Raw genomic sequence first — 25,403 nt, forward strand, 5'->3', positions numbered from 1 at the left:
GACAAGCAAAAAAAAGCCGCTCAAAAGAGCGGCTACAAGGGAGATACAACAAAGGTCATACTTAACACACCTTTAAATAGACTCAGCTATTTGAGGTTAGTTCAAAAATAATTTTATTTATTTTCAAAAGAATCAGTATGACTTTGATTTTCATCTTCACGGCTTTCCTCGTGGCGAATATAACCAGCCGCTTCTTCAGTTAATTTTTCTTTTTGAGCCGGGTCAGAGTCATTAAATTGCACTCGTGATTGTTGGTTAACTTGATAAATAGTTTCAGCATTTTTCAAATCTCCCTCATTTTTAATTGAAGCGATGGCTTCTCTATTTTTCAAAAACCCTTTAATCTCATCGATGATGGTATTTAACTCTCCACCATTTTTATTTAACTCTAAAATATAACGGGGCATTTCAAGGTTTTGCGAACCCGTAGTCGCAAAAGTGCTGGTTTTAATTCGGCTACTCAATACCCAAGGAGTGATAGAACTTCGTACCACCACGTTTTCAGAGCGAGTTGAATCATGAATCGACATCCCGGTTGAAACTTTGCTTTCGGTGTAAGTGCCTTCGGTTTTCATCCACATCAACAAACTACTAAAATGCATTTCAGCCCAAAATAATCGACTACCACTGGCTAAAATTTTGCTACCAGAAGCCACTGCTTGCCAACTAAAGAAAATAATTAAAAAGGCGGCGAATAAGTCGCTTAATTGATAAAGCAAGCTGCTAGCGGTTTCCGCATTAGCATATTCCAACTCAGGCAATAAAGCTTTACCGGATGCATATAGTTCATAGCCCGTTGAAAATAGCTGCATCACTAAAAACGCTGAGATAACAGCCAAAACCTGAGCTGCAATAGTGGCAATTAAACGTGTGGTTTTAAAGCTAGCAGAATACTTAATATCAGCCAATTCGGGCTGCGTTTCTATTAATAACTTCCCTTTAAAGCTACCTTTACCTTGGCTTTGCTCAACTAGTTGAGGGTCAAAATCTTGATATACCCGATTAGGAACTTCTTTATAACGACGATTAGCTAAAACAATATTTTCTATATTAATGAAAATTTCGTTTGGGTGGACAGATTCTTGTAAATTATCCCGATATTCAGAGACTTCCGTAATAGGTGTTGCAAGTTTAAACCTTTCTTTTAATAAAATAACTGAAACAATAATTACCGCTAGGCTAAGTAATAAAAATAAAATTAAATTAAACCAAGCGCTGAACGCTGCAGTGCTATCAAATAAAGCTTCAAGATCTTTTAACGTACCTGAATCTAGTTGAGTAAATATATAACCAATTGCAATAGGCACAATAATAGCAATAGTTACCAACTTAGCTAAGCTTGCAGCTCCTTTTTTATGTAGAGCTCTATTTTTAACATTATTGAGAGAGTTTGCGGTACTGCGCCATAAAAACGTTAAATAAATCAGTAACAATAAAGACAAAATAGGCACAATATAACGACCACTTTCACCAGCCAATCCGGATTGCGAAATAAAATAAGCGATCGCAAACGCCAACAACGCAGTAAATGATGATAAAACTAAACCGCCTAACTCCTGAACAAAGTTACGGATCGGGTAAGGTAAAAATACGAGCTTGGGTAACACCGAGTGAATGAATCTCGAGACCCAGCCAATAGGTTCAACAAAGGTCGTGTTTTTTCGACCCATTAACATCGACTCTAATTCTTGATTGTTGTATGCCGTTGTTCGCTTTTCGGCCTGAGCATTTTCTTGCTCACTAGGATTAAAATTAAAGGCTAAAGAAGTCGGTACTGAACGACCAACAAAATATTTAAACAGTTGAAATAGCCCTGTACCTAAATGTTTAAAACCCCAGGTTAATAAAATTAACCCTAACGCGGCATTTGTCCATGCCAAAACCATGTCAGTTTGAAGAGATTCTGCTACATCTAGCAGCGGAAAAATCCCCATTAAACAGATTGCGACACCTGCTATCGATTTAACCAAACCTTCGGTTTTAAAAGGATTTTTAATACCGAGCGTATTAGCACCAAAATCGTAAGCCATAAAAGAGTCCTTGTTTATTGTTTTGCTTGAGCTGTATTTTAACGATAATTTTTGAGGTTTGACCAGAAGTTTTTAGCAAGGGGGCAGATAAGTCTAATTAAATATAAAAAATACAAAAAAAAACCGCTGAATGAATAATTCAAACAGCGGCACACAAGGGAGATACAACAAGGAATAACATTTAACACACTTACAATTAAATAGACTCAGCCCATTGCATTTAGTTCAAAGCAATTTAAAATATTTTTAATTATTTTTATTGAGCACAATATGAAAACTATTTTAATTAACCAACAACCGATCGAATTGTATAAGCTATTAAAACTTGAAGCTTTAGTTTACGGAGGAGGAGAAGCAAAAATGGTGATTGCAGATGGTCTGGTTAAGCTCAACGGAAAAACTGAAACCCAAAAGCGTAAAAAGATTTTGGCTAACGATGTAATTGAATTTGATGGTGAATCTTTTTTAATAGAACTTGCACCAGGTATTGAGCTTACCCAGCTAGATAAAATTGAAGCTGAGCGCATAAAACAACTTCGAAAAGTTGAATCTAAACCAAGCGCCTCAAGTACAATTAAAAAGGCTAAGCGCCGCCCTATTCAATTTTAATCTGAATTTGTCATCAGAGGTTGCGCTGCGGTTCAATTCAGCTCACCCCTGTTTTTGCTATCATCAATATTTAATTTTGGCGATCTTTTACTGTTTTATGAGCTCAATAATTTCTTGCTGATACTGAGCTGTTTTTTTGCTGCTAAAGCCAGCATGCATATGCTTAACTTCGCCATCTCGACCAATAATATAACTGCTTGGCATGCCCACTAGCTGATAAGCTTTTGCAATTTTACTATTAGGGTCGTACACAATTGGAAAATTTGCGGGTACTTGTTCAAGAAACTCATCTGCCATTGATTTCTCAACGTCAACATTAACCGCAATTACCGTAAAGCCTTTTTCTTTATATTGCGTTTGTAGTTCATTTAACCAAGGGAAAGATTTACGACAAGGTGCGCACCAAGACGCCCAAAAGTCGACATAGACCACTTTTCCCTTTAAATCACTTAAACTCGTTTTATCATTTATTTTAAAATCCGGTGCAGGCTCTGCCACCGCTGGAGTTATCAACCCAACTAAAAGAACAAAAATACTCAAAATAGATTTCATACGCTAACCTTTATTAATACACACATTTTTAATAGACAGACATTTAAAGTAAATCATTTCATATGTCGTAAACAAACTCAAAATAACTTATGATTTATCTACAAAATCTCGATAAGGAAGACTGCCATGTTAAAACATTTTTTGAGCACAATTATTATCAGTTTAACGTTTAGCTTTGTTTTACAAGCCAAAGATTTAACAAATCAAGAAATTGAAAATTGGTTAAGTGCCAGCCCTGAAATTTCAACTTGGCTAAATAAACACAAAGCTATTTTAAATAGCGAAGAGAAAATAAATTTTTTAGAGTCTAGTCCAAAGCAAGTTTCTGATTACGCGAATAGAGTTTTAAAAAAACATGATTTATATGCACCTTTAAAAGCTAATTTAAACCAATATGGTTTTAGTAACTTAGATCGTTTTTTTGAAGTGCAAACACAAATTGTTCAAGCTTATATGGCAGTATCAGTTGAACAAGCTAATATTCCGTCATCAATGAACCAAGAGCTCTTAAATGCTTTAGCTGATCTTGAAAAAGCGGAAGGATTAACGGCTGAGCAAAAAGCTCAAATGAAAAAACAAATGACTCAAATGATGGGGCAAGTAATGAAAATGCAAGGTTCGCCTAAAAACCAAAATGATCGCGAAAAAATAACGCCTTACCTTGATAAAATTTCAGCCGCTTTTGAGCAATTTCAGTAGTCAACAAATTTAATTGGATCAATTAAATACAATGCAAAAACAAGATAAACATCAGCTTAATCACCAACACGTGCCCGGCCCTTTTGATATTGCAATGATGCTGTTATCCGCATTTGCGATGATTATTGTTATTTGCATATTTGTTGCACCAATTGATGCTGAAACACGGCGGTTACTGCTTTCAATTGATACTTTCATTTGTTTTGTATTTATTATCCATTTTATTATCAGCACAATTAAAGCTGACAGCAAAGTGACTTATTTTAAACGTCACTGGCTAGAGCTATTGGCGAGTGTTCCTTTAATTGAACAACTTAGGTTATTAAGATTACTGCAAATTTTTCGTGTAATAAAAATGCTAACCTTAGCCAAAGATGTATTTATTCCAATGCTAGCTAAACGCATTCAAACTACAATGGCTGGCTTATTGGTATTTATGATCACTATTGTGGCAAGCAGCGCAGTCGCCATTTTTATCATCGAAAGTGATAACCCTGACAGTAATATAAAAACGGCTGAAGATGCGCTATGGTGGGGGTTAGTTACCATCTCGACTGTGGGTTATGGCGATTATTATCCCGTAACCTCAGCAGGCAGGTTAATCAGCAGCATTTTAATTATTAGCGGAGTGAGTTTATTTGGTGTTATCTCTGGTTATATCGCTTCTAGCTTTTCGCGACCATCAGCAGCAGAAGAGCAAGAAGAAGAAACAGATCGCGCTATTTTAAAACAATTATTAATAGAAAACCGCCAGCTCAAACACGAAATGCAAGCAGAGCTAAAGCAGCTAAGAACAGAACTCGAAAAATTTAAACAAGAGTGATCATTTAGCCTGTGTCATTCGTATAGGTTATATCAAACATCCGATATAACCTAAAGTATGCTAGCCAGAATTCCGTATCAGTACATCATCAACTTTGCTTTATTTCAAACTATTTGGTTTGCTGGTGCACTTTGGGCCAATAGCTCACTTTGGATAACACTGCCCTGTCTGATAGCACTATGTTTAAATATTAAAATCGGCGTGACAGATCTTAAGCTTTTATCAATTTGTGCAGTTTTAGGTCTTATTATCGACGGTAGCTTAATCCAATCTGGCTTATTTATTTTACCTTCAACATCTTCTTGGCTGCCATTATGGTTGTGGCTTATTTGGCTCGCGTTTGCTTTAACACTCAGGCATTCATTAAGCTATATTATCGGCAATACAAAACTCGCCTTTGTGGCTGGCGCTATTTTTGGGCCTGTTGCTTACAACGGTGGTAAAGCCCTTGGGGCAATCGAGTTTGGCTTGCCTAATTGGGTTATCAGTTTGATTTTAGCGTCGATTTGGGGCGTTATCATGTTGGGGTTATCGCTGTGGTTAAAACACCAACCATCAACCACCGCTTGTAACTAAGGAACTTCTAATATGCATTACTTTAAAATTTTCATTTTATGCTTAAATTGCTTTTGGCTGAACGCCTGCTCGACTCACGTAAGTGATTACACAAACAGTTCGCCAGATTTTAAATTAGAACACTACTTTAACGGCAATATAAAAGCTTGGGGCATATTGCAAAATTATAGTGGTAAAGTTAGCCGACGATTTACCGTTGATATCAAAGCGAAATGGGACGGTAATCAAGGTGAATTAAAAGAGTATTTCGAATTTGATGATGGTGAAAAACAAACCAGAATTTGGACACTCACAAAAATTGCAAATGGCGTATACGAAGGGCAGGCAAATGATGTAATTGGCACCGCGCAAATTAAACAAGTCGGTATGGCGGTTAATTTGCAGTATCAATTAAGCGTTCCTGTTGACGGAGACAGCTATATATTTACCATTGATGATTGGATGTACCAAATTGACGATAAGCGGGTATTTAATAAGTCGACACTTTCTAAGCTGGGTGTAGAAGTCGCTCAATTGACGATTTTCTTTGAAAAACAGTAACACAACTGGACTTTTTGTAAGCTATCTTTCATTATTGCCATTTGTTTCTCTCAAATCAGATATTTTATGGCACATATCGCAATTTACCCGGGCACCTTTGATCCTATCACCAATGGACATTTAGATTTAATAGAGCGCACCAGCAAGTTATTTAACCAAGTGATAGTTGCAGTTGCCAATAATTCTAGTAAACAGCCATTATTCGACTTAACTGAAAGAGTCGAATTGGTGGAACAAGTCATCAAACCACTTCATAATGTCAAAGTAATTGGTTTTAGTGGTTTATTGGTTGATTTAGCAAAAGAACATAAAGCTGATGTTTTGGTACGTGGTGTTAGAGCCGTGGCCGACTTTGAGTATGAGTTTCAGCTAACTAATGTCAACCGTAATTTACACCCTGCGTTAGAAACTATTTTTTTAACTCCGCTTGAGAAAAATTCTTATATCTCCTCCACTATAGTGAAAGAAGTCGCTAAACATGGGGGCAAAGTTGCTGATTTTGTGGCACCAAAAATTGAACAAGCCCTTAAAATTAAATTCAGTTAATAAGGGCATATATTTAATCTAAAAATTAGGCTAGCGCGAACTTAGGTGCTGATTGCGTTTGCATAAGATGTGGATGAAAAAAGTTATGAAAAGCAGGATAAATCGCACTTTGCACCTTTTCCATAAATATTTTAGTCGACAACTTGGTACTTTGTTCTGCGCTAAATAACCCTGCGCGGTACAAACATCGCTGTGAAACTGTTTGATTATCCAGCTCAATAGTCACTTTTTCTGTTGTTTCAACCATTTGAAAACCAAATAATTTTAATGCTCTTGCCATTTTCCGTTCAATAAAAATATAAGCTGAATTTACCCCTATATGCTCACAAATAACATTGATTGACAAAAATAAAGCTCTAAAAATGAGTGCATTAATGTTTAGTCCTTGCAAGCGATGCCTAAAATCAGGGCAAACGACTAAGCGAGATATTTCGTGGCTTTTAGCTTGAACAGGATAATCTGGTATATAACTTGAAAAAGGCAATTTATGCTGCAAGTTAGGAGAAACTAAACGAACACAACCGACCACTTCACCTGTGGCTTTATAAGTTACAATGCAATGAATCGCATCGTGATCAAACTCATCGCTTTCAAGTCCACTATCGAGTTGAGTTGATCGTTTTGAAAAATAGCCTAACTGCTGACAAAAAACTTTATGCCTTAATTTAAAAGCCTGCTTTAACTCTATCGGGCTTGGAATTTTAATATCAAAAAGATTAAAAAATATGTCACTAGGTGAATCAGTAAAATTTTGGTTTGGGATGCGCTGTGCGTGTAGCATCAAGCAAGTCCTCTTCGTTAACTATTCTATTTGAATTAGACCTGATGATTAGATGAAGCAATCAACCTAAAATTAAATTGGCTCATTTATTAAAAATTAATACTACAAACAAAATTAATCTTCTGAGTCGACTCCTTTATAACAATAACTGCTAGTTTCCATACTGAACGTGTATAAACTGAACTGCTAAATGAAAATCGCTTTTCATTTAAAGATTCAGTGACCGGTCAATTTAATCTGACTTTTTATCTAAAAACATCAGTATTAACATTAATATGTTAATTAATTTTTACATATTAACATTACTTTTGAGCGTTATGTAAGTATAAAAACGTGAATCAAGTCTACTTTTTTAAACTAAATTCATAATTCAATCTAATTTTAAATGAACCTTGGCCAATTACCAGCTTAACTAGCGTTTTATTTTTGATCCGCTGTTTATTTATAAACTGAAAACTAAAATTTTAGATTTTCGCTGATAATTATATAAAGCTTGTTTTTGGCTAGGTAAATCTTCTACCGTCCCTAATTGAAAGCCCTGCTCCATAAACCAATGAATGCTACGTGTCGTTAACGCAAACACGCGCTTATAATTTTGTTTGCGTGCTTTTAATAATATGTGTTTAAGCAGCATAGCGCCGCGATCCGCATCTCTATATTGAGGGTGGACAGCTAAACACGCAAACTCACCAACTTGATCTTCGGTAAACGGATATAAGGCAGCGCAGCCTATAACCAACCCATCACGTTCAATAATAATGAAATGATCAATTTCCATTTCTAATTGCTCTCGTGAGCGACGAACTAAGAGCCCTTGCTCTTCTAGAGGGCGAATAGTATCTAAAATCCCGCCAATATCACCTATAGTTGCGCTACGCAGTTTTTCAGCGGGCTCTGTTACAATTTGAGTCCCTATGCCGTCTCGTGAAAATAGTTCTTGTAGCAATGAGCCGTTAATTTGATAACTCACTAAGTGAGAACGAGGCACTCCGGCTCGTGCGGCAGTGATAGCAGCATTTAAAAATGCTAATGTAGCAGAGCAAGCGTCATCATCTTGATCCATTTGCTCATAAATTGCTTGCGCATCGTTAGGCATTAACTCAGCAATAATATTGCCAGCTTCATCCGCAATACCATTACTGTCGCTAAAGCCTATCATTTTGTCGGCTTTAAGTTTTATCGCAACTTGAGTCGCAATTTCTTCCGCGGTTAAATTAAAGCTCTCCCCTGTAATCGATGCTGCAATAGGGCCTAACAAGACAATACCGTGAGAATCGAGTTGACGGCTAATGCCTGATACATCAATTCGTCTCACTTTACCTGTATGATGGTAATCAACACCTTCATCAATCCCTAAAGGTTGAGCGATAACAAAATTACCGCTAATGACATTAATTTGTGCGCCTTGCATTGGGGTATTGCTTAAACTCATTGATAAACGGGCGGTAATGTCTAACATCAAGCCGCCGGCGACTTGCTTAATTAATGACAGCAAAGAATCGTCAGTTACTCGAATTCGTTTGTGATATTCACTACTCAAACCCGCATTGTCGATTGAGCTGTTAATTTGTGGGCGAGCGCCATAAACCAAAACAATTTTAATGCCCAAACTATTAAGCAAGGCAATATCATTAATAATATCGTGAAAACCAGGTTGAGAAATTGCTTCACCGCCTAACATCACCACAAAAGTTTTCCCTCGGTGGGCGTTAACATAAGGAGCAGATTGGCGAAAGCCATCTACTAGTTCGGTGGTGCGCACATTTCTTTCCATCGTTTTCTCAGCTATTAAAATCAGTTACTTATAAAATATACAAAAAAGCTAGTCGATTGACTAGCTTTTGCAAAGAGACAAGTGACGCAATTAAGCATTATTTTTGTTTAGATGCGATTGCTTCTTTAACTCTGTCTTTTGAAGTACCACCTAAAGCAACTCGTTTTTCTAAGCAAGCTTCAATAGTTAGGTGTTGATATACATCGTCATCAATTTGCTCGCTAAATTCTTTTAGTTTAGCAATAGGTAAATCTTCTAATGGCTTGCCTTCAGCAATTGCAGCTACTACAGCCACACCAACAATATGATGCGCTTCACGGAAAGGGATGCCTTTCGCAACTAAGTAGTCAGCTAATTCAGTTGCATTTGAGTAACCTTGTTGAGCGGCTTGATAAGTACGCTCTTTGTTTACTTTAATGCCCTGAATACATAACACTGCCATTTGCAAACAAATAGTCCAAGTATCAACGGTATCAAATAAGCCTTCTTTGTCTTCTTGCATATCTTTGTTATAGGCAAGCGGTAAAGCTTTCATAGTAACCATCATACCGGTTAATGAGCCAACAACACGGCCACATTTACCACGGATTAACTCCATCGCATCAGGGTTTTTCTTTTGAGGCATTAACGATGAACCAGAGGTTACATCGTCACTCATTTCTAAAAACCCAGCTTCGCCAGAATTATAAAAAATGATATCTTCAGCCATACGTGATAAATGCACAGATGAAATTGAAGCAACTGATAATAACTCTAACACGTGATCTCGGTCAGAAACCGAATCTAAACTGTTACGTGTTGCACGATCAAAACCTAAATCTTGAGCCAAGGCTTCACGATCAATTGCATAGGCCGTACCAGCTAATGCACCGCATCCTAAAGGTGATGTATTCATTAGCGCTAAAGCATTATTTAAACGCTGAACATCCCGTTCAAACATTTCCACATAAGCTAAACACCAATGTGCAAAAGTGACTGGCTGAGCCCGCTGCAAGTGAGTATAACCCGGTAGAACTGTATCTTGTTCGCGCTCAGCGAGTTTCACTAATTCTTCAATTAAATTAGCTAACAACGATTTAAGGTCTTCACCTTGTTGACGACACCATAGTTTTAAATCAGTTGCTACTTGGTCGTTTCGGCTTCGGCCTGTGTGTAATTTTTTGCCTAAATCACCCACAGCTTCAATCAGTTTAATCTCAACCCAACTGTGAATATCTTCAGCGTCATCCAACAACACCATAGCAGGCTCGGCCTGCACTTGCGCTAATAAATCAGTTAATGCTTTTTCAAGATCTTGCTGTTCTTGCTTACTTAATACATTAACGCTTAATAACGCACGTGACCAAGAGATAGAACCAACAATGTCTTGCTCTGCCATGCGGTAATCCACAGGCAGAGAATCATTAAACTGTTTAAATAAATCACTTGTTTGGCCAGTAAAACGACCGCCCCAAAGTGCCATTATTTTTTCTCCGTTGCAGCTTGTTCCGCTTTGTTCATTGCAGAAATTCGGCTTGATAAACTAAATAAGCGAATAAAACCTTCAGCATCTTTTTGGTTATAAACTTCGTCTTCACCAAAAGTTGAAAACTCTTCATTGTATAAGCTGTTTGGTGAACGACGCTGAGTTACAGTACAGTTACCTTTGTATAAACGTACCACAATGTCACCTGTAATTTCTTCAGCGAAAGCCGCGGCGGCGGCTAGCAATGATTTAGACAATTGAGTAAACCAACGGCCATCATAAATTACATGAGAAAATTCTAAGCCCACTTGCTCACGGAATTTAAGTGCGCTTTTATCTAAGATCATAGTTTCTAGCGCTTTATAAGCTTTCATCAATACAGTACCGCCCGGCGTTTCATAACAACCACGAGATTTCATACCAACTAAACGGTTTTCAACGATATCAATTCGGCCTACACCATGAGCTGCAGCTTTCTCGTTTAAATAAACAATAGATTCGTATGGAGACAATGCTTTGCCGTCAACAGAGACTAACTCGCCTTTTTCAAAGCTTAGTTCAAGTGTTTCAGACTCATCTGGTGCATCCATAGGATCAACCGTCATCGTCCAAATACCTTTTGATGGCTCACACCAAGGATCTTCAATTTCACCACCTTCGTGTGAAATATGCCAAGCGTTTGCATCACGGCTATAAATTTTAGTTAATGACGCAGAACAAGGGATATTACGCTCTGCTAAATAATCTAATAAATCTTCACGTGAGCGCATTTCCCATTCGCGCCAAGGTGCAATCACTTTCAATTGTGGTGCTAATGCAGCAAAACAAGATTCAAAACGAATTTGGTCATTACCTTTACCAGTACAACCATGACAAACGGCGTCTGCACCTACTTTTAATGCCACTTCAACATGCGCTTTAGCAATTACTGGGCGTGCCATTGAAGTACCTAACAAGTATTCGCCTTCGTAAACAGAGCCAGTTTTAACAATTGGATAAATATAGTTTTTAACAAATTCTTCTTTTAAGTCAACAACATGACATTCAGATGCACCAGAGGCAACGGCTTTTTCTTTTATACCTTCAAGTTCTTCATCGCCTTGCCCAACATCGGCACAAAATGCAACAACTTCACAATTATTATAGGTTTCTTTTAACCATGGAATAATCGCTGACGTATCTAAACCACCGCTATATGCTAAAACTACTTTTTTAATATCTGACATTTTATCTACTCTCTATATTATTTATTTGCCAAGCAAAGTCATCAAAACCGCATTTTGAGCGTGCATACGGTTTTCTGCTTGCTGCATTAATACTGAACATTCACCATCAACTACATCATCCGTCGCTTCAATACCACGGTAAACTGGCTGACAATGCATAAAATATTTAGCGCCTGTGCTGGCCATTAAAGCTGCATTAGTCTGGTATGGGTTAAATATTTTTTGAATATCTTCAAGTGACTTAGTATCGCCCATTGACACCCAAGTATCATTATAAATGGCGTCGACTCCTTTTGCGTCTTTTACATCATTACTTAATGTAATTGAACCACCATTGTCTGCTGCTAATTTTTTAGCTTGCTCATAAATTTGCGCGTCAGGCGAATAACCAACGGGTGTTATCACTCTAACATCAATCCCCAGAATGGCGCCGGCTAACATAAGTGAATGGGTTACATTGTTACCGTCACCAATGTAAGCGATAGAAGCCCCTTCTAAAGAGTTGCCTCTTACTTCATACAATGTTTGGTAATCTGCCATTGCCTGGCAAGGGTGATATAAATCACACAATGAATTAACCACAGGTACAGAGCCAAACTCAACTAACTCTTCAAGTGTTTGGTGATCAAATACACGTGCAACAATGGCATCAACCCAGCAAGATAAGTTTAAGGCAAAATCTTTAACCGATTCACGTTTACCTAAAGCACCATTTTGCTGATCTAAATAAACCGCATGGCCGCCCAATTTAGCGATACCAACGTCAAAGCTAACACGCGTTCTTAAAGATGGTTTTTCATAAATTGTCGCTACGCTCTTGCCCGCTAAAGCCTGGCTATATTTTTTAGGATTAGCTTTAAAATCGACGGCTAGCTTGATGATGTCCATCAATTCTTCTTTCGAGCAGTCTTTTACACTTAAAAAGTTTTGCAAAACTTCAACTCCGTTTATTCACTTGGTTGAACCGTCGTGCCACACGACTGGCTATCTAACCATTGAGAAATTAAATTTGGATTTCGCCAGTTTAAAATGCCAATTGGGGCATTTAATGCTGTTGCCGTATCTAAAGCAGTATAAACTTTAACAATCATCCCGTCGGTTATAATTTTGTCAGCTATTAATTTTTCAGCAAGGTTTTTGGTCATGCTTGGAATAACTTTTTTGTCCCCATCCAAAATACCATCAACATCTGATAATAAAATTAACTGACCTTGTAAAATTTTAGCAATGGCTTCAGCTGCCTGATCGGCATTTACATTCAATAAATTGCCTTGTGAATCTGCACCAATTGAACTCACTAAAGGCAAGTAGCCCGAGTCGAGCAAAGTTTTAATTAGCCCTGCACTACCTGATTCAACTTGCCCAACGCGGCCTAAATCGGGATCACTTACACCACACTGCAAATCAGCACCATCGGCTAAACTAATACCAACGGCTTTATCACCCACAGCTAATACACTGGATAACATTTGTTTATTGGCCGTTCCAGCCAAACCACCTACCACATAAGGCATATGTTCTGTTGGGGTGATACGCAAACCGTCTTTCTTTTCGCTGGTTAAGCCTAAATCAGTCAACAGCTTTTGGACTAAGGCACCACCACCGTGAACAACGACCACTTTTTGATGCTCACGGATTTTTTTTAATTCGCTAAAAAATGCAATTAAACTGTCAGCGCTTTCTAACAAAGCGCCGCCCACTTTAATGACTAACGTTTTATTTGAGTTTGCCATTAATTCACTAAACCTCGGTCAGCGGCAAAACCAAATCTCAAATTAGCACACTGCATTGCTTGGCCTGCAGCCCCTTTTAATAAATTATCTATTGCACTAATTACAATTAAATAACCCGTTTTTTCATCAAACTGCCAGTGAATGTCAACAAAAGGAGTACGTTCAACCGCTTGGATTGATGGCCATGCTTGACGTAAACGCACTAATGGGTGGCCTTCGTAGGCTTCTTTATAAACCTGATTCACTTGCTTGGCATTCGCGCCATCAGCTAGTTTTAATGTTGTTGTCGCTAAAATACCACGCTTAAAATTACCTAAATGCGGGGTAAAAATAACAGGCGTACCTAAATGTTCATTAATCTCTGGCTGATGTCTATGAGACAAGACACCGTAAGGATGTAAACTCACTTCACAAAAACTGTTGCTAATAGCCGCTTTTCGGCCTGCACCTGTTACCCCACTGGTTGCATTTATAATGGGCAACACATTGCTATCTATTAACTTAGCTTCTTGTAATGGTTTTAGCGCAGATAAACAAGCAGTTGGATAACAACCCGGCACTGAAATTAAATTAGATTTGCGGATATCTGCATGATTCCACTCAGCCAACCCATAAACCGCTTGGTTTAATAAATCAGGGTATTTATGTGAGAAACCATAATATTCGTTAATAACAGATAGATCAGATAGACGATAAGCACCAGACAAATCAAATACCACACCGCCAGCTTCGATAATGCGACGTACCATTTCAACACTGGCTTCATGCGGTGTACATAAAAATATCGCATCACATTCTGCAACTAATTTAGTGATTTGCTTTTCACTAATAGGAATTAAGGTCCGATCGATTTGATAAGCAAATTGTCCATGAATGGCAGAAAACGCTTTATAAGCATCATTACTATTTTCTGAAACATACAAACCTGCAATTTCAAATTCAGGGTGTTTATGTATTAAACCTGCTAACTCAGCCCCTGTATAACCACTTGCACCAACAATTGATACTCTAACCATAATTAATCCCCAGTATTATGCGCAAAACCAAACGTGTATTGTAGCAACCTCGACACCAAAAAATAAAGCGCACAGCACAGACAAAGTTAAAAAACCTGCCTAAGCTATGCGCAAATCTCGATTTATTCACTAAAAAACCGTAACCTTTGGGTTTATCGCCCCAAAATATGTGTATATATTAAACAATATAAAAACGACTCTCAAGTTTAAAGTGAATATATATTCACTTTAAATGGATAAGTATTGAAATTTCCTTACATCTATACATATTAGAGTCGATAAATTGATACAGCATATCAAACCAACAAAAAAATTAAATTTTGAGCAACTCTGCTAGCAGTTGTTATTAAAAAAGCCTCAAGTTAATTTGAGGCTTTTTTAATTTGAGGCAAGTTGAAATAAAAAATGAGACGCATGGCTTACAATAAGTAAACCTAAATACTATCTAAAGCTTGTTTAACATCTTCAGCTAATTCTTCTGCATCTTCAATCCCAACTGAAAAACGAATTAAAGTTTGAGTAATGCCCGCTTTTAATTGTGCTGCTTCATCCATTGCAGCATGCGTCATAGTTGCTGGATGGCAAACTAAACTTTCAACGCCACCTAAAGATTCTGCCAATGAAAAATGCTCAAGTGCTTTAATAAATTGAGTCACTTGCTCAACTCCGCCTTTTAACTCAAAACTCAACATAGCGCCGAATCCAAGTTGCTGCTTTTTAGCTAATTCATGACCTGGGTGAGAGGCTAAACTGGGGTGATTAACTTGTTTTACCGCAGGGTGAGCGTCTAGCACTTTAACTAAAGCGAGTGAATTTTTTTGGTGCTGCTTCATTCTTGGCACTAAAGTTCGAACGCCACGCAAAGTTAAATAGCTATCAAATGCTGATCCGGTAATACCAATGCAATTTGCCCACCAAGCAAGCTCTTCGCCTAATTCTTTAGTTTTGGTAACCACTACACCACCAACCACATCGCTGTGGCCGTTAATATATTTAGTAGTAGAATGCACAACAATATCTGCACCCAAGGTAAGTGGCTGCTGTAAAACTGGCGATAAAAAGGTGTTATCTACTGCCACTAAAGCATCGCATTGTTTTGCACGTGCACAAATATCGCCAATATCGGTAATGCGTAACAATGGATTGCTGGGTGATTCAACCCAAATAATTTTTGGCTGTGCTGCAAAAGCTGCATCTAGCTCTGCTTGGTTAGTTTGGTCTATTACTTTTAATTTAAAAGCGCCACGTGCAGCTAAGTTAACAAATAAACGATAGCTACCGCCATAACAGTCGTGCGGCACCACTAATAAGTCTTCAGGTTTTAACAATTGGCAAATTAAGTTAATGGCAGCTGTACCGGTTGCAGTTACTATGCCGTGCTGACCTTGCTCTAATTCAGCTAAAGTATTTGCTAAAATATCACGAGACGGATTACCGCAACGGCTATAGTCGTAAGGCCCCTTTTGATCAAATCCATCAAATGCATACGTGCTAGATAAATAAATAGGCGGAACAACAGCGTTATATTGCCCATCATTTTCAATGCCACCGCGCACCGCGATAGTTGCTAAATTCTTTTTACTCATTAATGATCCCTAACTGGATGTAAGTTACGCTCAAGTAGCTTAGGTTTTTGCTTGCCACTTGAGAATAGACGTCTATACGTCTAAAATGTATCGACTAGCGACTCTTGGGTCAAGCAGTTTAATGGCATAATTTATATTAAAGCTATAAATATAAGCGCCCAACCTATACAATCAGCGACAAATTCAGGCATTAACCCTAATAAAATGAAAACGACAAATAGCACTAAATGGAATGGCCAGTATATTCACCCTTACGCTGAGCACGGCAAAAAAAGTGAAATGGTGAAAAAAATAACGGTTTCAATTCCGACAAATGTATTACAAGTATTAACCGATGAGCGCACTCGCCGTCAGGTAAATAACCTTAAACACGCCACCAATAGCGAATTGCTATGCGAAGCCTTTTTGCATGCTTTTACGGGTCAACCTTTGCCAACTGATCAAGATTTAGCGAAAGACAGCCAGCATCGGATACCTGCTGAAGCACGCCAAATAATGCATGATATGGGGATTGAGTTTAGCGAAGACGATATTTTAGACAACGACGACTAATCTATCTCAATGCAATCGCAAGGTTTTATCTTAACTCGTCATGCCCGAGATACAGCCAAAGGATGCGAAATTTGCTACTGGATTACCACAGATTCAGGGCCATACCAGCTTATACTACCCCAACAAAAGCCTATATTTGTTGTAAAATCTGAAGATAAGGATGCCATTTCTGCGCGACTGAATCCGTTAAATATTCAATTTGAATGGCGCTCCCTCTCCCATCAAACATTCCAGCATAAATCAGTGGCGGCACTTTATTTTAATAATCTAAAAGCTCAAAACTTAGCGGTTAATAAACTAAAAAGACACGCCATTGAATGCTTTGAGTACGATTTGAGATTAGCTGACCGAATTTTAACTGAGCGCTTTATTTATGGCTCAATCGCGTTCGACTCTAGTCAAACCACAAAAAATAATCACCCTACGGTTCTTAATCCAAAAATTAAACCTTGTGATTATCAGCCCAGCTTAAGCTTTATTTCATTAGATATTGAATGCTCAATGCAAGGACAGCTTTACTCGATTGGCTTACAAAACAATCAGCTCGAACGAGTAATTATGATTGGCTCTTTTGAACCATCAAATTTAGATATTGTTTGGGTTGATAACGAAAAAGCGCTACTTGTTGAGTTAATAAAACAAATTAAACAGCTCGACCCTGATTTAATCATAGGCTGGAATGTCATTAACTTTGATTTCAAATTACTCATAAAACGGGCAGAAAAATATCAGCTTGCGCTCACACTTGGTCGCGATAATTATCCGATTAGTTGGCGCGATAATAAAACCGATAACAATATAGGTTATGTCAGCATGGCAGGCCGTGTTGTAATTGACGGCATAGACGCACTAAAAATGGCAACTTATCAATTTAGTAGCTTCAGTTTACAAAATGTCTCACAGGTTTTATTAGGCAAAACCAAACTAATCGAAGATGTTGACAACCGCGGCCAGCAAATCACCGAAGATTTTAAGCATAACAAAATCAAGCTCGCTAAATACAATTTAGAAGATTGCCGTTTAGTCTCGCAAATATTTGATAAAACGAGACTCATTGATTTTTTACGGCTGCGCACTCAACTAACCGGATTAGAGCTAGACAGAGTAGGTGGTTCAGTAGCCGCTTTTACTAACTTATATTTACCCAAATTACACCGCGCTGGTTATGTAGCACCTAATTTACCGCAAGATGGCGGACTTGCCAGCCCCGGCGGTTATGTAATGGACTCCAAACCTGGGCTATACAAAAACGTGCTCGTGCTCGATTTTAAAAGCCTGTACCCGTCCATTATCCGCACCTTTAAAATTGATCCAATGGGGTTAATTGAAGGATTAGCCAACCCTGAAAACGCAATTGAGGGTTTTAAAGGCGCGCTATTTTCTCGCAAAAAACACTTTCTACCTGACATAATCACCAATTTATGGCAACAAAGAGATCAAGCTAAAAAAGAAAAAGATGCCGCCCGTTCACAGGCAATTAAAATTATCATGAATTCATTTTATGGTGTTTTAGGCTCTGGAGGTTGCCGGTTTTACGATACCCGCTTAGCCAGCTCAATTACCATGCGTGGACACCAAATCATGCAACAAACCGCCAAATGGATTGAAGCACAAGGCTACTCAGTTATTTATGGTGATACCGACTCCACTTTCGTCTGGCTTGAACATATCGAAGATGGAAACCAAGCTAGACAAATAGGGGCTGAATTAGCCACAGGTATAAATCTATATTGGCAAAATAAATTACAACAAGATTTCCAACTAGAATGCGACCTAGAAATAGAGTTTGAAACCCTCTACTCCACATTTTTAATGCCTACTATTAGAGGCTCTGAAGCTGGTAGTAAAAAACGTTATGCTGGTTTAATCAAACCAGCTTCAGGCGAAGAAAAGCTCATTTTTAAAGGGCTAGAAACGGTTAGGAGCGATTGGACTGAATTGGCTCGTGAATTTCAAACTGAAGTTTATCGACAGGTTTTTGCCGAGCAAGACCCTTGCATTTATATTCAAAAAATTATCGCAGAAGTTCAAGCCGGTAAACGGGATAAACAACTTATTTATAAAAAACGACTGCGCCGTAAATTAGATGCTTATGTTAAAAACATTCCACCGCAAGTTCGCGCCGCTAGATTAGCAGATGAAAAAAATAAACAGCTCGGCAAGCCGCTAAAATACCAAAATAAAGGCTGGATCCAATATTTAATCACCTTAAATGGCCCAGAGCCTGTTGAATACCAAACCAGTCAAATAGATTACCAGCACTATATTGATAAACAAATCAAACCCATTGCAGAAGGCATTTTACCTTTTGTTGGACTCAATTTTGAGCATATTAACAGTCGTCAACTGCGCTTGTTTTAATCCTGGCTCAAACTAACAAACCGCCGTAAATAAGCCCTGTTTATTCAACGGTTAACGTTTTATCATAACGGCATATTTGTATTTTTTATGCTGTTAAGATGCCTGCTTGTTTTCTGAATCCCCCATAAGACAGACATCTAAAAACCCATACGTTGTTTCAGGAATATATTGGGAGAAAATAAGACAGACACCAAAAAAGGTTGCTAAGCGATTGTAATTTATATTTTTTAACAACGCCTGTCATATACGACTCAAGGCGGTTCAATTACAGCACTATGCTAAAGCCCATCAACTCAAACGCGTCAAAGGCATTCCTAAAACAAAGCAGCGGCTGCAAACCTAAATTCAAATAAAACCCAAAGCCTTTATTTTAACGCGCAATTTAATTGCCGACATGCTTGTCTCTGAAATTTACAAAAAATATTAAAATCTGTACAAATGCTGCAGAATGTCACCGGTAAGCAACTACCTGATACAAGATACTAGATGCATCAGCTAAATGACTGCCAAGTTACAAAATTTCATCAATAAAAACCAACGAACCCAAAGACAAAAAGTCACTAACTAACTGCTTTTATGCCCTTTTTCCGAAAAGTGGTTATTTACGGCAGATTCAAAATGTGTAAAATAGGAGGGCTCGTCACATCTTATTAAAAATTTTTTTAATTGGAACAAATGTGGCTCACTTGACTGATATTATCATATTTACTTACGCTACGTTATTAAAGGGGTTATACGTTTGAAAATTTGCCATTTATTTGCTGCAACAATTCTTTTTTACCCCTTTCTGGTATTATCTGACGTTCAGATCGAAGGCAACTTTTTAATTACTGATGAACAAATCACTACTCGTGGTCAACTTCTTAACCAGTGCAGTTCTCTGGGTCTAGAAAACCTTAGCGCCAAAGAGTTTATAGCCGTTCGTAAAAACCCACATTTGAGAAAACTAAGAAATCTCATCAATATAGCAGATGGAAAAATCCACTCGTTTTCTAATGGAAGGATGAGAATTGTTAAGGATTTTACATATGCAACGAATGCTGCACCATATTATGCTATCTGCAAAGGAGCTGCGAAAATTAGTTCTTCTCAAAGAAAGCAAGCTTTTAATGATTCTGAGCCAGAAGAGCATAAACAAATAAAGTTCATGGACATGTCATTATCAGGGACTGTCAAATCGGAGCTCAACGCCTCCACAGATGGAAATTTGTCTGATACCTCGCTATTTAGAACTTTTCTCGCTGAGCGTATTGTGAAAGAACATCATCCTGAAGCCTATTCAGATGGTACCCTCCGTAAAAATCTGATCAAATATTATAAAGATAAAGTAAAATTGGCAGCGCCAATCGGACAGACAATTTTCGAAGATGTAAACATCTATGCCGAGCGTAAAAGGAAAAATCATCGTTTTACTTCATCTGTAAGCGAAGCATTATTCCAACGGTTCAGTAAAGATTTAGAGCGCTCCAGTATTCGATATGACGCCTTGACAGGACGCATTTTGTACCTGAGATCTGAGCAAAATGTGAATATTATTGAACGGGATCTGCCAAAAGTTGCTGAGATGCTAGCTCAAAAATGGCAAACAAAGTACTTTTTTGAATTCGACAAATACAATTATTACATCTCTGACGCTCTTTTATGTAGATTGTATAAAACACCACCTAAAAAGTTTGGATTCAGCGAGCAAAATACCACCAACTCGATTACCATTGAGTGTAGATATACACAACCTTTCGAAATGCTATATAAACAAGAAGATACATATAGAAGTTTTATCGATGATGTAGTCAAGAATCCTCCCCAGAAGCAAGGCTTAGACATAACTTTATAGATTTATCCATCTTTAGAGCATAAAGCCCACGGCTAGCGCATTTTAATCCCAGACTCTAACAGGGTTGAGCGATAATTATCGTCTAGCCCAGCCATTTTCTTTTTTCTCGCCATACTCGCTGACTTCGTTGTGTCTTGCTTGAATAAAGCCATCGCTATTTTTCGGATTACATTGATTACCAGTGGGCCTCGCTTTTTTCGTATTCTTGATTCATCTTCCCTAAACGTCATATCCAACATCCAGTGCATACTTTCAACTTGCCAGTGACTTCGAACGGCATTGAGGAGTAGCTGTTGGCATACTCTGGTTTCAATGCGTCCATGTCCAGTGTCAACTTCTGTGTATATACTATATTTTTCTTCACTCACCCTTCACGAACGCTTTTATGCCACCAGGCCTCTAGCTCGCGCTGCATACCCGAATGGTTCCCCTTTAAAGCTAAAATATAGTCCGCTTTTTGATAGATAATTTGCTGGGCTATCTCTGGTTGGCATCCCATTGCATCAAGCGTGACAATACTATTTTCAATATCTAACATCGTTAATAAATCTGGAATGGCGGTGATTTCATTCGTTTTTGTATCAACTGCTGTTTGACCTAATACTAACTGATGTTGGCAACTCCAAGCGCTAACCGTATGGAGTGCGGTTTTTCGGTCATTTGTGGTAAATGAGCGTCGTGCCGTTTTTCCATCAACTGCAATGATATCGGCACCTGTCACTTTAATGAGGGATGATATCCACGATTGGAATGCGTTTTCTATTTCACTGGCTTTTAATCGGCAAATGACACGTGCAATAGTGTCATGTTTGGGTATACCTGCTTTGAAGGAGCCATACTTTTTAAGCCATTCAAGTTTTAAGTGACCAAAGTCTTCAATATCTTCCCAACCCTCAGCGCCTGAAAGGACTGCGCTAATTGATACTAAAAGAATATCGAGTAGGTTATGTTTTTACAGCGGTCGATGCGTGGAGCTGTGATTGAATCAAAGTGTGTCAGAAAAGTTGCGCTCATTTTTGGATCCAAGGTTGTTATTATGCCTTGATCTGATCGCTACTTGTTCAATAAGTTCAATTTATAATGATCTTGCCGTGCATCGCAAAGCAAAAATCAACTAATTCTTGTTAAAAACTCATTTGTATGCTATTTATACGCCCTCTAAAGCAAACTTTCATTTTTGCAAGGCTCTAATTTAAGATGATTTTCCGTATTATGATTAATTTAATTGTCGTCAGCGTGGTGGTGCTACTCACTTCACTGCGGGGGGATAATTTGGTTTAATCATAATCAAACTGACTTAACAAGCCCCCGCATCGCAAGATTCGGGGGTTTTTTGTTTTATAGCTAAGCAAACGAGTATATACCCGTGCTACCTCAACATGCTTGATTTCAGCCGGAGAAAAAAATGCATGAGACAAGGCAAATTGCTGAAGGTATAGTCATTCTACATCAAAGCAATTTAACGCCGTATCAGGCATTTTTAGCCCGGCCCTTTGGGAGCTTCACAGCGCTTACACTACTGCGTTATATTGGTTTGAAAGGTGCCTACATTCCTTTACCAATATGCCTTGTATTGAAAGCGCTGTGATAGCTCTGAAACATGCATCTTGAAGTAGCACGGGTATAGTAAGTCACAAACGATAGATAAAGGGTAGATTATGACCGGCGCTGAACTGGTTTTAAAAGTATTACAACAACACGGCATACAACACATTTTTGGTTACCCGGGCGGAGCCATTATGCCAATTTACGATGCACTTTATGATTCTGACGTTGAACATTTTTTATGTCGTCATGAGCAAGGTGCGGCATTTTCGGCAATTGGTTACGCACGTTCAACCGGAAAAGTGGGCGTTTGTATGGCCACTTCTGGTCCGGGTGCAACTAACTTAGTAACAGGTTTGGCAGATGCCATGATGGATTCAATTCCGGTTGTTGCTATTACAGGCCAAGTATTCAGCGGATTGATCGGCACTGATGCATTTCAAGAAATGGACGTGTTAGGCATGTCGCTATCCATTACCAAACAAAGCTTTTTGGTTCAAAGCTTAGATGAATTGGCCGATATTTTACACCAAGCCTTTGAAGTAGCTCAATCTGGCCGGCCAGGTCCGGTATTGGTTGATATCCCTAAAGATATTCAAATTGGTGCGGTTGATTTTGAACCTTACCCTATTGCACAAAAACAGTATCCTTTACTAGAAACAAATGCGATAGCCAAAGCCCGAGATTTAATCGGCTCGGCACAAAAACCTCTGTTTTATATTGGCGGTGGCGTAGGCATGGCTGACGCTATCGAAGAGATGCAAGATTTACTTAATGCGACCCAAATTCCGGCTATTTCAACCTTAAAAGCTTTGGGTACAGTGCCTGCTGATTACCCTTATAACTTAGGTTTAGTTGGCATGCATGGTAATCAAGCGGCTAATCATGCGGTTCAAGAATGTGACTTATTAATTTGCACTGGCGCTCGTTTTGATGACAGGGTAACGGGCAAGTTAGATAGTTTTGCGCCTAATGCCAAAATTATTCATTTAGATATAGATCCGGCTGAAATTCATAAACTCCGCCAAGCTGATGTTTCTATTTTAGCCGATTTTAAGCAACTACTGCCTGAGCTTGCAGTAACCCCGAGCATAAGTACGTGGCAACAACACGCAGCCGATTTAAAAACACAATATGCGTGGCGCTATGATTTTCCGGGCGAAACCATATACGCGCCTAAATTATTAAATTTATTAAGCCAAAGGTTACCTTTTGACCATGCTGTGAGTTGCGATGTAGGCCAACACCAAATGTGGGTTGCTCAGCATATGCTATTTAGTTCGCCTCGAAATCACTTATCCAGCGGCGGTGCTGGCACTATGGGGTTTGGTTTACCAGCAGCTATTGGCGTTCAGGTTGCTCGCCCAGATTGCACTTCAGTGGTTGTATCTGGCGATGGTTCATTTATGATGAATGTTCAAGAGTTAGGGACAATTAAGCGCTTTAAATTACCAGTTAAAATTGTTTTGTTAGATAACCAACGTTTAGGTATGGTTAAACAATGGCAAGAGCTATTTTTTGAAGAGCGATATTCAGAAACAAACTTAAGTGATAACCCAGATTTTGTTACACTGGCTAAAGCATTTGATATTCCAGCGTTAAGCATTAATCAGGCAGATCAAATTGAAGATGGTATCGACCAGCTAATTAATAGCAAAGGACCATTTTTATTACACGTTCAAATTGACGAAAAAGAAAATGTTTGGCCACTTGTGCCACCGGGTAAAGCAAACAATGACATGTTGGAGGGTGAACTATGACACATACCATTAAACTTGAGGCAAGCAACAGACCAGAAGTAATGGAACGAATTTTAAGAGTCGTTCGTCATCGCGGTTTTAGCTTGGAAGAAGTGCTAATGAAGCAGTGCCATACCACTAACAGCACCCAAATTACACTAACAGTGTCAGGCGAGCGCCCAATTAGCAATTTAGAAAACCAGTTAAATAAACTATACGACGTTGCCCAACTTGAACGAGCGCAAACCGGCGCATCAGCAGTTGCAATGAACGCATAATTCAGGATAAAAAATCATGAGCAATAACAATTACCCAGAACTCATTTGGCACAACGGCAAAGTCATTCCTTGGCAAGAAGCGACTGTGCACATTGTTTGTCATGCAATCCATTATGGTTCATCTGTGTTTGAAGGGGTTCGCTGTTACGATACCCCTAAAGGGCCAGCCATTTTTCGGTTAAACGAACACACACGTCGTTTATTTGATTCAGCTAAAATTTATCGCTTTGAAATACCTTTTACGGCGGATGAAATCAACCAAGGTTGTAAAGACATCATCAAACAAAATGGTTTAAAAAGCGCGTATTTAAGACCATTTGCGTTCATGGGGGCTCACAACTTAGGTTTAAATCCACCCAAAGTACCATTAGAAACATCAATCATCGCATTAGATTGGGGTTCGTATTTAGGTGAAGAAAGCTTAGAACAAGGCGTAGATGCTGCTATTACATCTTGGAATCGTTTAGCACCTAATACTATGCCAACGGGCGCAAAAGCAGGTGGTAACTATTTATCATCTATTTTAATTACCACAGAAGCAAAACGTCATGGTTATGTTGAAGGCATAGGACTTGACCAAAATGGCTGTATTTCAGAAGGCGCTGGCGAAAATATTTTTATTGTCCGTGATGGCGTTATTAGCACACCACCGGCAACAAGTGGTATCTTACCAGGCATCACCCGTAATACATTAATGACATTAGCGCAAGAACGTGGCTACACTGTGCGTGAACAAGCCATTCCGCGCGAAGCTTTATATTTAGCCGACGAAGTATTTATGTGCGGTACCGCTGCCGAAGTTGTACCGGTTCGAAGCGTTGACCAAATACAAGTGGGTAATGGTAAACGAGGTCCAATTACAGAGATGCTTCAAAAAGATTATTTTGGTATCTTTAACGGCACAACCGAAGATAAATGGGGCTGGTTAAGTTATATTAACGATTAACTTATACTGACTATTTGCTCGGAATCACATTTAGTTTTAATAAAAATAAAGCTGCAACGCTAAATGCAGCGACTTTAAAAGCGACAGCAAAACTCGGTTAAAATAACCGAGTACAATTTAAAACAGCAAATGTTGAACTTAGCATTTTAAAAAATTAATTAAAGCAGGCAATCGCCTGCTTTTGCATTTAAC

22 protein-coding genes and 1 pseudogene are annotated in these 25,403 nt (G+C 38.5%); 12 read left to right on the forward strand and 11 right to left on the reverse strand.

Annotated elements, in window-relative coordinates:
• Positions 1 to 113: 113 nt before the first annotated feature.
• On the reverse strand, positions 114 to 2,030 hold the full coding sequence (locus OLW01_RS12905; RefSeq protein WP_268074327.1) for a hypothetical protein: 1,917 nt from the start codon (positions 2,028 to 2,030) through the stop codon (positions 114 to 116).
• 270 nt (positions 2,031 to 2,300) lie between these two features.
• Between OLW01_RS12905 and OLW01_RS12910 the strand changes: the two genes are divergently transcribed.
• Positions 2,301 to 2,639, forward strand: coding sequence for an RNA-binding S4 domain-containing protein (locus tag OLW01_RS12910; protein WP_268074328.1), 339 nt, complete (start codon positions 2,301 to 2,303; stop codon positions 2,637 to 2,639).
• Between the two features lie 87 nt (positions 2,640 to 2,726).
• On the opposite strand, the gene OLW01_RS12915 is transcribed toward OLW01_RS12910, so the two are convergent.
• Positions 2,727 to 3,191 (reverse strand): TlpA disulfide reductase family protein, encoded by a 465-nt coding sequence (locus OLW01_RS12915; RefSeq protein WP_268074329.1) that lies wholly within the window; start codon positions 3,189 to 3,191, stop codon positions 2,727 to 2,729.
• Positions 3,192 to 3,317: 126 nt separating this feature from the next.
• Between OLW01_RS12915 and OLW01_RS12920 the strand changes: the two genes are divergently transcribed.
• From OLW01_RS12920 to coaD, 5 genes are all read left to right on the forward strand, one after another.
• Positions 3,318 to 3,890, forward strand: a complete 573-nt coding sequence (locus OLW01_RS12920; RefSeq protein WP_268074330.1) for a hypothetical protein — start codon at positions 3,318 to 3,320, stop codon at positions 3,888 to 3,890.
• A 31-nt stretch (positions 3,891 to 3,921) separates the two neighbouring features.
• Positions 3,922 to 4,713 carry a potassium channel family protein gene (locus OLW01_RS12925; RefSeq protein ID WP_326498586.1) on the forward strand — a complete coding sequence of 264 codons (792 nt, stop codon included), beginning with the start codon at positions 3,922 to 3,924 and terminating at the stop codon, positions 4,711 to 4,713.
• Between the two features lie 57 nt (positions 4,714 to 4,770).
• A complete protein-coding gene (locus tag OLW01_RS12930) occupies positions 4,771 to 5,289 on the forward strand; it encodes a DUF2878 domain-containing protein (RefSeq protein WP_268074331.1) in 519 nt (172 codons plus the stop codon).
• Positions 5,290 to 5,301: 12 nt separating this feature from the next.
• Complete coding sequence (locus OLW01_RS12935) at positions 5,302 to 5,829, forward strand: DUF3833 domain-containing protein (RefSeq protein ID WP_268074332.1); 528 nt, start codon at positions 5,302 to 5,304, stop codon at positions 5,827 to 5,829.
• 66 nt (positions 5,830 to 5,895) lie between these two features.
• On the forward strand, positions 5,896 to 6,375 hold the full coding sequence (coaD, locus tag OLW01_RS12940) for a pantetheine-phosphate adenylyltransferase (protein ID WP_268074333.1): 480 nt from the start codon (positions 5,896 to 5,898) through the stop codon (positions 6,373 to 6,375).
• 25 nt (positions 6,376 to 6,400) lie between these two features.
• Here the strand turns inward: coaD and OLW01_RS12945 are convergent, their stop codons facing one another.
• From OLW01_RS12945 to metB, 8 genes are all read right to left on the reverse strand, one after another.
• Complete coding sequence (locus tag OLW01_RS12945; protein WP_268076235.1) at positions 6,401 to 7,156, reverse strand: acyl-homoserine-lactone synthase; 756 nt, start codon at positions 7,154 to 7,156, stop codon at positions 6,401 to 6,403.
• Between the two features lie 442 nt (positions 7,157 to 7,598).
• Positions 7,599 to 8,918 carry an amino-acid N-acetyltransferase gene (gene argA / locus OLW01_RS12950; protein WP_268076236.1) on the reverse strand — a complete coding sequence of 440 codons (1,320 nt, stop codon included), beginning with the start codon at positions 8,916 to 8,918 and terminating at the stop codon, positions 7,599 to 7,601.
• A gap of 109 nt (positions 8,919 to 9,027) precedes the next feature.
• Positions 9,028 to 10,392, reverse strand: coding sequence for an argininosuccinate lyase (argH, locus tag OLW01_RS12955; protein WP_268074334.1), 1,365 nt, complete (start codon positions 10,390 to 10,392; stop codon positions 9,028 to 9,030).
• On the reverse strand, positions 10,392 to 11,621 hold the full coding sequence (locus OLW01_RS12960; RefSeq protein ID WP_268074335.1) for an argininosuccinate synthase: 1,230 nt from the start codon (positions 11,619 to 11,621) through the stop codon (positions 10,392 to 10,394). The genes argH and OLW01_RS12960 overlap by 1 nt, the downstream gene beginning before the upstream one ends.
• Positions 11,622 to 11,642: 21 nt before the next feature.
• On the reverse strand, positions 11,643 to 12,554 hold the full coding sequence (locus OLW01_RS12965) for an ornithine carbamoyltransferase (RefSeq protein WP_268074336.1): 912 nt from the start codon (positions 12,552 to 12,554) through the stop codon (positions 11,643 to 11,645).
• Positions 12,555 to 12,568: 14 nt separating this feature from the next.
• A complete protein-coding gene (gene argB, locus OLW01_RS12970; RefSeq protein ID WP_268074337.1) occupies positions 12,569 to 13,354 on the reverse strand; it encodes an acetylglutamate kinase in 786 nt (261 codons plus the stop codon).
• On the reverse strand, positions 13,354 to 14,370 hold the full coding sequence (argC, locus tag OLW01_RS12975) for an N-acetyl-gamma-glutamyl-phosphate reductase (protein ID WP_268074338.1): 1,017 nt from the start codon (positions 14,368 to 14,370) through the stop codon (positions 13,354 to 13,356). The genes argB and argC overlap by 1 nt, the downstream gene beginning before the upstream one ends.
• Positions 14,371 to 14,804: 434 nt before the next feature.
• A complete protein-coding gene (metB, locus tag OLW01_RS12980; protein ID WP_268074339.1) occupies positions 14,805 to 15,956 on the reverse strand; it encodes a cystathionine gamma-synthase in 1,152 nt (383 codons plus the stop codon).
• A gap of 204 nt (positions 15,957 to 16,160) precedes the next feature.
• Between metB and metJ the strand changes: the two genes are divergently transcribed.
• From metJ to OLW01_RS12995, 3 genes are all read left to right on the forward strand, one after another.
• The gene (gene metJ, locus OLW01_RS12985) at positions 16,161 to 16,508 is read left to right on the forward strand and encodes a met regulon transcriptional regulator MetJ (RefSeq protein WP_268074340.1); all 348 of its coding nucleotides are present in this window, start codon (positions 16,161 to 16,163) and stop codon (positions 16,506 to 16,508) included.
• 9 nt (positions 16,509 to 16,517) lie between these two features.
• Positions 16,518 to 18,869: a DNA polymerase II gene (locus OLW01_RS12990; protein WP_268074341.1), complete on the forward strand. Its 2,352-nt coding sequence runs from the start codon at positions 16,518 to 16,520 to the stop codon at positions 18,867 to 18,869.
• 739 nt (positions 18,870 to 19,608) lie between these two features.
• Positions 19,609 to 20,703 carry a hypothetical protein gene (locus OLW01_RS12995; protein ID WP_268074342.1) on the forward strand — a complete coding sequence of 365 codons (1,095 nt, stop codon included), beginning with the start codon at positions 19,609 to 19,611 and terminating at the stop codon, positions 20,701 to 20,703.
• A 32-nt stretch (positions 20,704 to 20,735) separates the two neighbouring features.
• Here OLW01_RS12995 and OLW01_RS13000 read toward each other — a convergent pair.
• Positions 20,736 to 21,717, reverse strand: a pseudogene (locus OLW01_RS13000) (ISAs1 family transposase).
• 644 nt (positions 21,718 to 22,361) lie between these two features.
• On the opposite strand from OLW01_RS13000, the gene ilvG reads away from it, so the two are divergent.
• The 3 genes from ilvG to OLW01_RS13015 are packed head-to-tail and all read left to right on the forward strand — an operon-like array spanning position 22,362 to position 25,211.
• On the forward strand, positions 22,362 to 24,008 hold the full coding sequence (ilvG, locus tag OLW01_RS13005; protein ID WP_268074343.1) for an acetolactate synthase 2 catalytic subunit: 1,647 nt from the start codon (positions 22,362 to 22,364) through the stop codon (positions 24,006 to 24,008).
• The gene (gene ilvM, locus OLW01_RS13010) at positions 24,005 to 24,265 is read left to right on the forward strand and encodes an acetolactate synthase 2 small subunit (RefSeq protein WP_268074344.1); all 261 of its coding nucleotides are present in this window, start codon (positions 24,005 to 24,007) and stop codon (positions 24,263 to 24,265) included. The genes ilvG and ilvM overlap by 4 nt, the downstream gene beginning before the upstream one ends.
• Before the next feature lie 16 nt (positions 24,266 to 24,281).
• Positions 24,282 to 25,211 (forward strand): branched-chain amino acid transaminase, encoded by a 930-nt coding sequence (locus OLW01_RS13015; protein WP_268074345.1) that lies wholly within the window; start codon positions 24,282 to 24,284, stop codon positions 25,209 to 25,211.
• Positions 25,212 to 25,403: the final 192 nt, after the last annotated feature.

This window comes from Catenovulum adriaticum, from assembly GCF_026725475.1.
GTDB classification, from domain to species: domain Bacteria; phylum Pseudomonadota; class Gammaproteobacteria; order Enterobacterales; family Alteromonadaceae; genus Catenovulum; species Catenovulum adriaticum.

Excerpts from the sequence above, each read along its gene's own strand:
- argC (WP_268074338.1), bottom strand. The coding sequence starts at position 14,370 with ATGGTTAGAGTATCAATTGTTGGTGCAAGTGGTTATACAGGGGCTGAG.
- OLW01_RS12925 (WP_326498586.1), top strand. The coding sequence starts at position 3,922 with ATGCAAAAACAAGATAAACATCAGCTTAATCACCAACACGTGCCCGGC.
- OLW01_RS12920 (WP_268074330.1), top strand. The coding sequence starts at position 3,318 with ATGTTAAAACATTTTTTGAGCACAATTATTATCAGTTTAACGTTTAGC.
- metB (WP_268074339.1), bottom strand. The coding sequence starts at position 15,956 with ATGAGTAAAAAGAATTTAGCAACTATCGCGGTGCGCGGTGGCATTGAA.
- OLW01_RS12935 (WP_268074332.1), top strand. The coding sequence starts at position 5,302 with ATGCATTACTTTAAAATTTTCATTTTATGCTTAAATTGCTTTTGGCTG.
- OLW01_RS12905 (WP_268074327.1), bottom strand. The coding sequence starts at position 2,030 with ATGGCTTACGATTTTGGTGCTAATACGCTCGGTATTAAAAATCCTTTT.
- OLW01_RS12960 (WP_268074335.1), bottom strand. The coding sequence starts at position 11,621 with ATGTCAGATATTAAAAAAGTAGTTTTAGCATATAGCGGTGGTTTAGAT.
- OLW01_RS13015 (WP_268074345.1), top strand. The coding sequence starts at position 24,282 with ATGAGCAATAACAATTACCCAGAACTCATTTGGCACAACGGCAAAGTC.
- ilvG (WP_268074343.1), top strand. The coding sequence starts at position 22,362 with ATGACCGGCGCTGAACTGGTTTTAAAAGTATTACAACAACACGGCATA.
- metJ (WP_268074340.1), top strand. The coding sequence starts at position 16,161 with ATGAAAACGACAAATAGCACTAAATGGAATGGCCAGTATATTCACCCT.
- OLW01_RS12915 (WP_268074329.1), bottom strand. The coding sequence starts at position 3,191 with ATGAAATCTATTTTGAGTATTTTTGTTCTTTTAGTTGGGTTGATAACT.
- OLW01_RS12930 (WP_268074331.1), top strand. The coding sequence starts at position 4,771 with ATGCTAGCCAGAATTCCGTATCAGTACATCATCAACTTTGCTTTATTT.
- OLW01_RS12910 (WP_268074328.1), top strand. The coding sequence starts at position 2,301 with ATGAAAACTATTTTAATTAACCAACAACCGATCGAATTGTATAAGCTA.
- ilvM (WP_268074344.1), top strand. The coding sequence starts at position 24,005 with ATGACACATACCATTAAACTTGAGGCAAGCAACAGACCAGAAGTAATG.
- OLW01_RS12945 (WP_268076235.1), bottom strand. The coding sequence starts at position 7,156 with ATGCTACACGCACAGCGCATCCCAAACCAAAATTTTACTGATTCACCT.
- OLW01_RS12990 (WP_268074341.1), top strand. The coding sequence starts at position 16,518 with ATGCAATCGCAAGGTTTTATCTTAACTCGTCATGCCCGAGATACAGCC.
- argH (WP_268074334.1), bottom strand. The coding sequence starts at position 10,392 with ATGGCACTTTGGGGCGGTCGTTTTACTGGCCAAACAAGTGATTTATTT.
- argB (WP_268074337.1), bottom strand. The coding sequence starts at position 13,354 with ATGGCAAACTCAAATAAAACGTTAGTCATTAAAGTGGGCGGCGCTTTG.
- coaD (WP_268074333.1), top strand. The coding sequence starts at position 5,896 with ATGGCACATATCGCAATTTACCCGGGCACCTTTGATCCTATCACCAAT.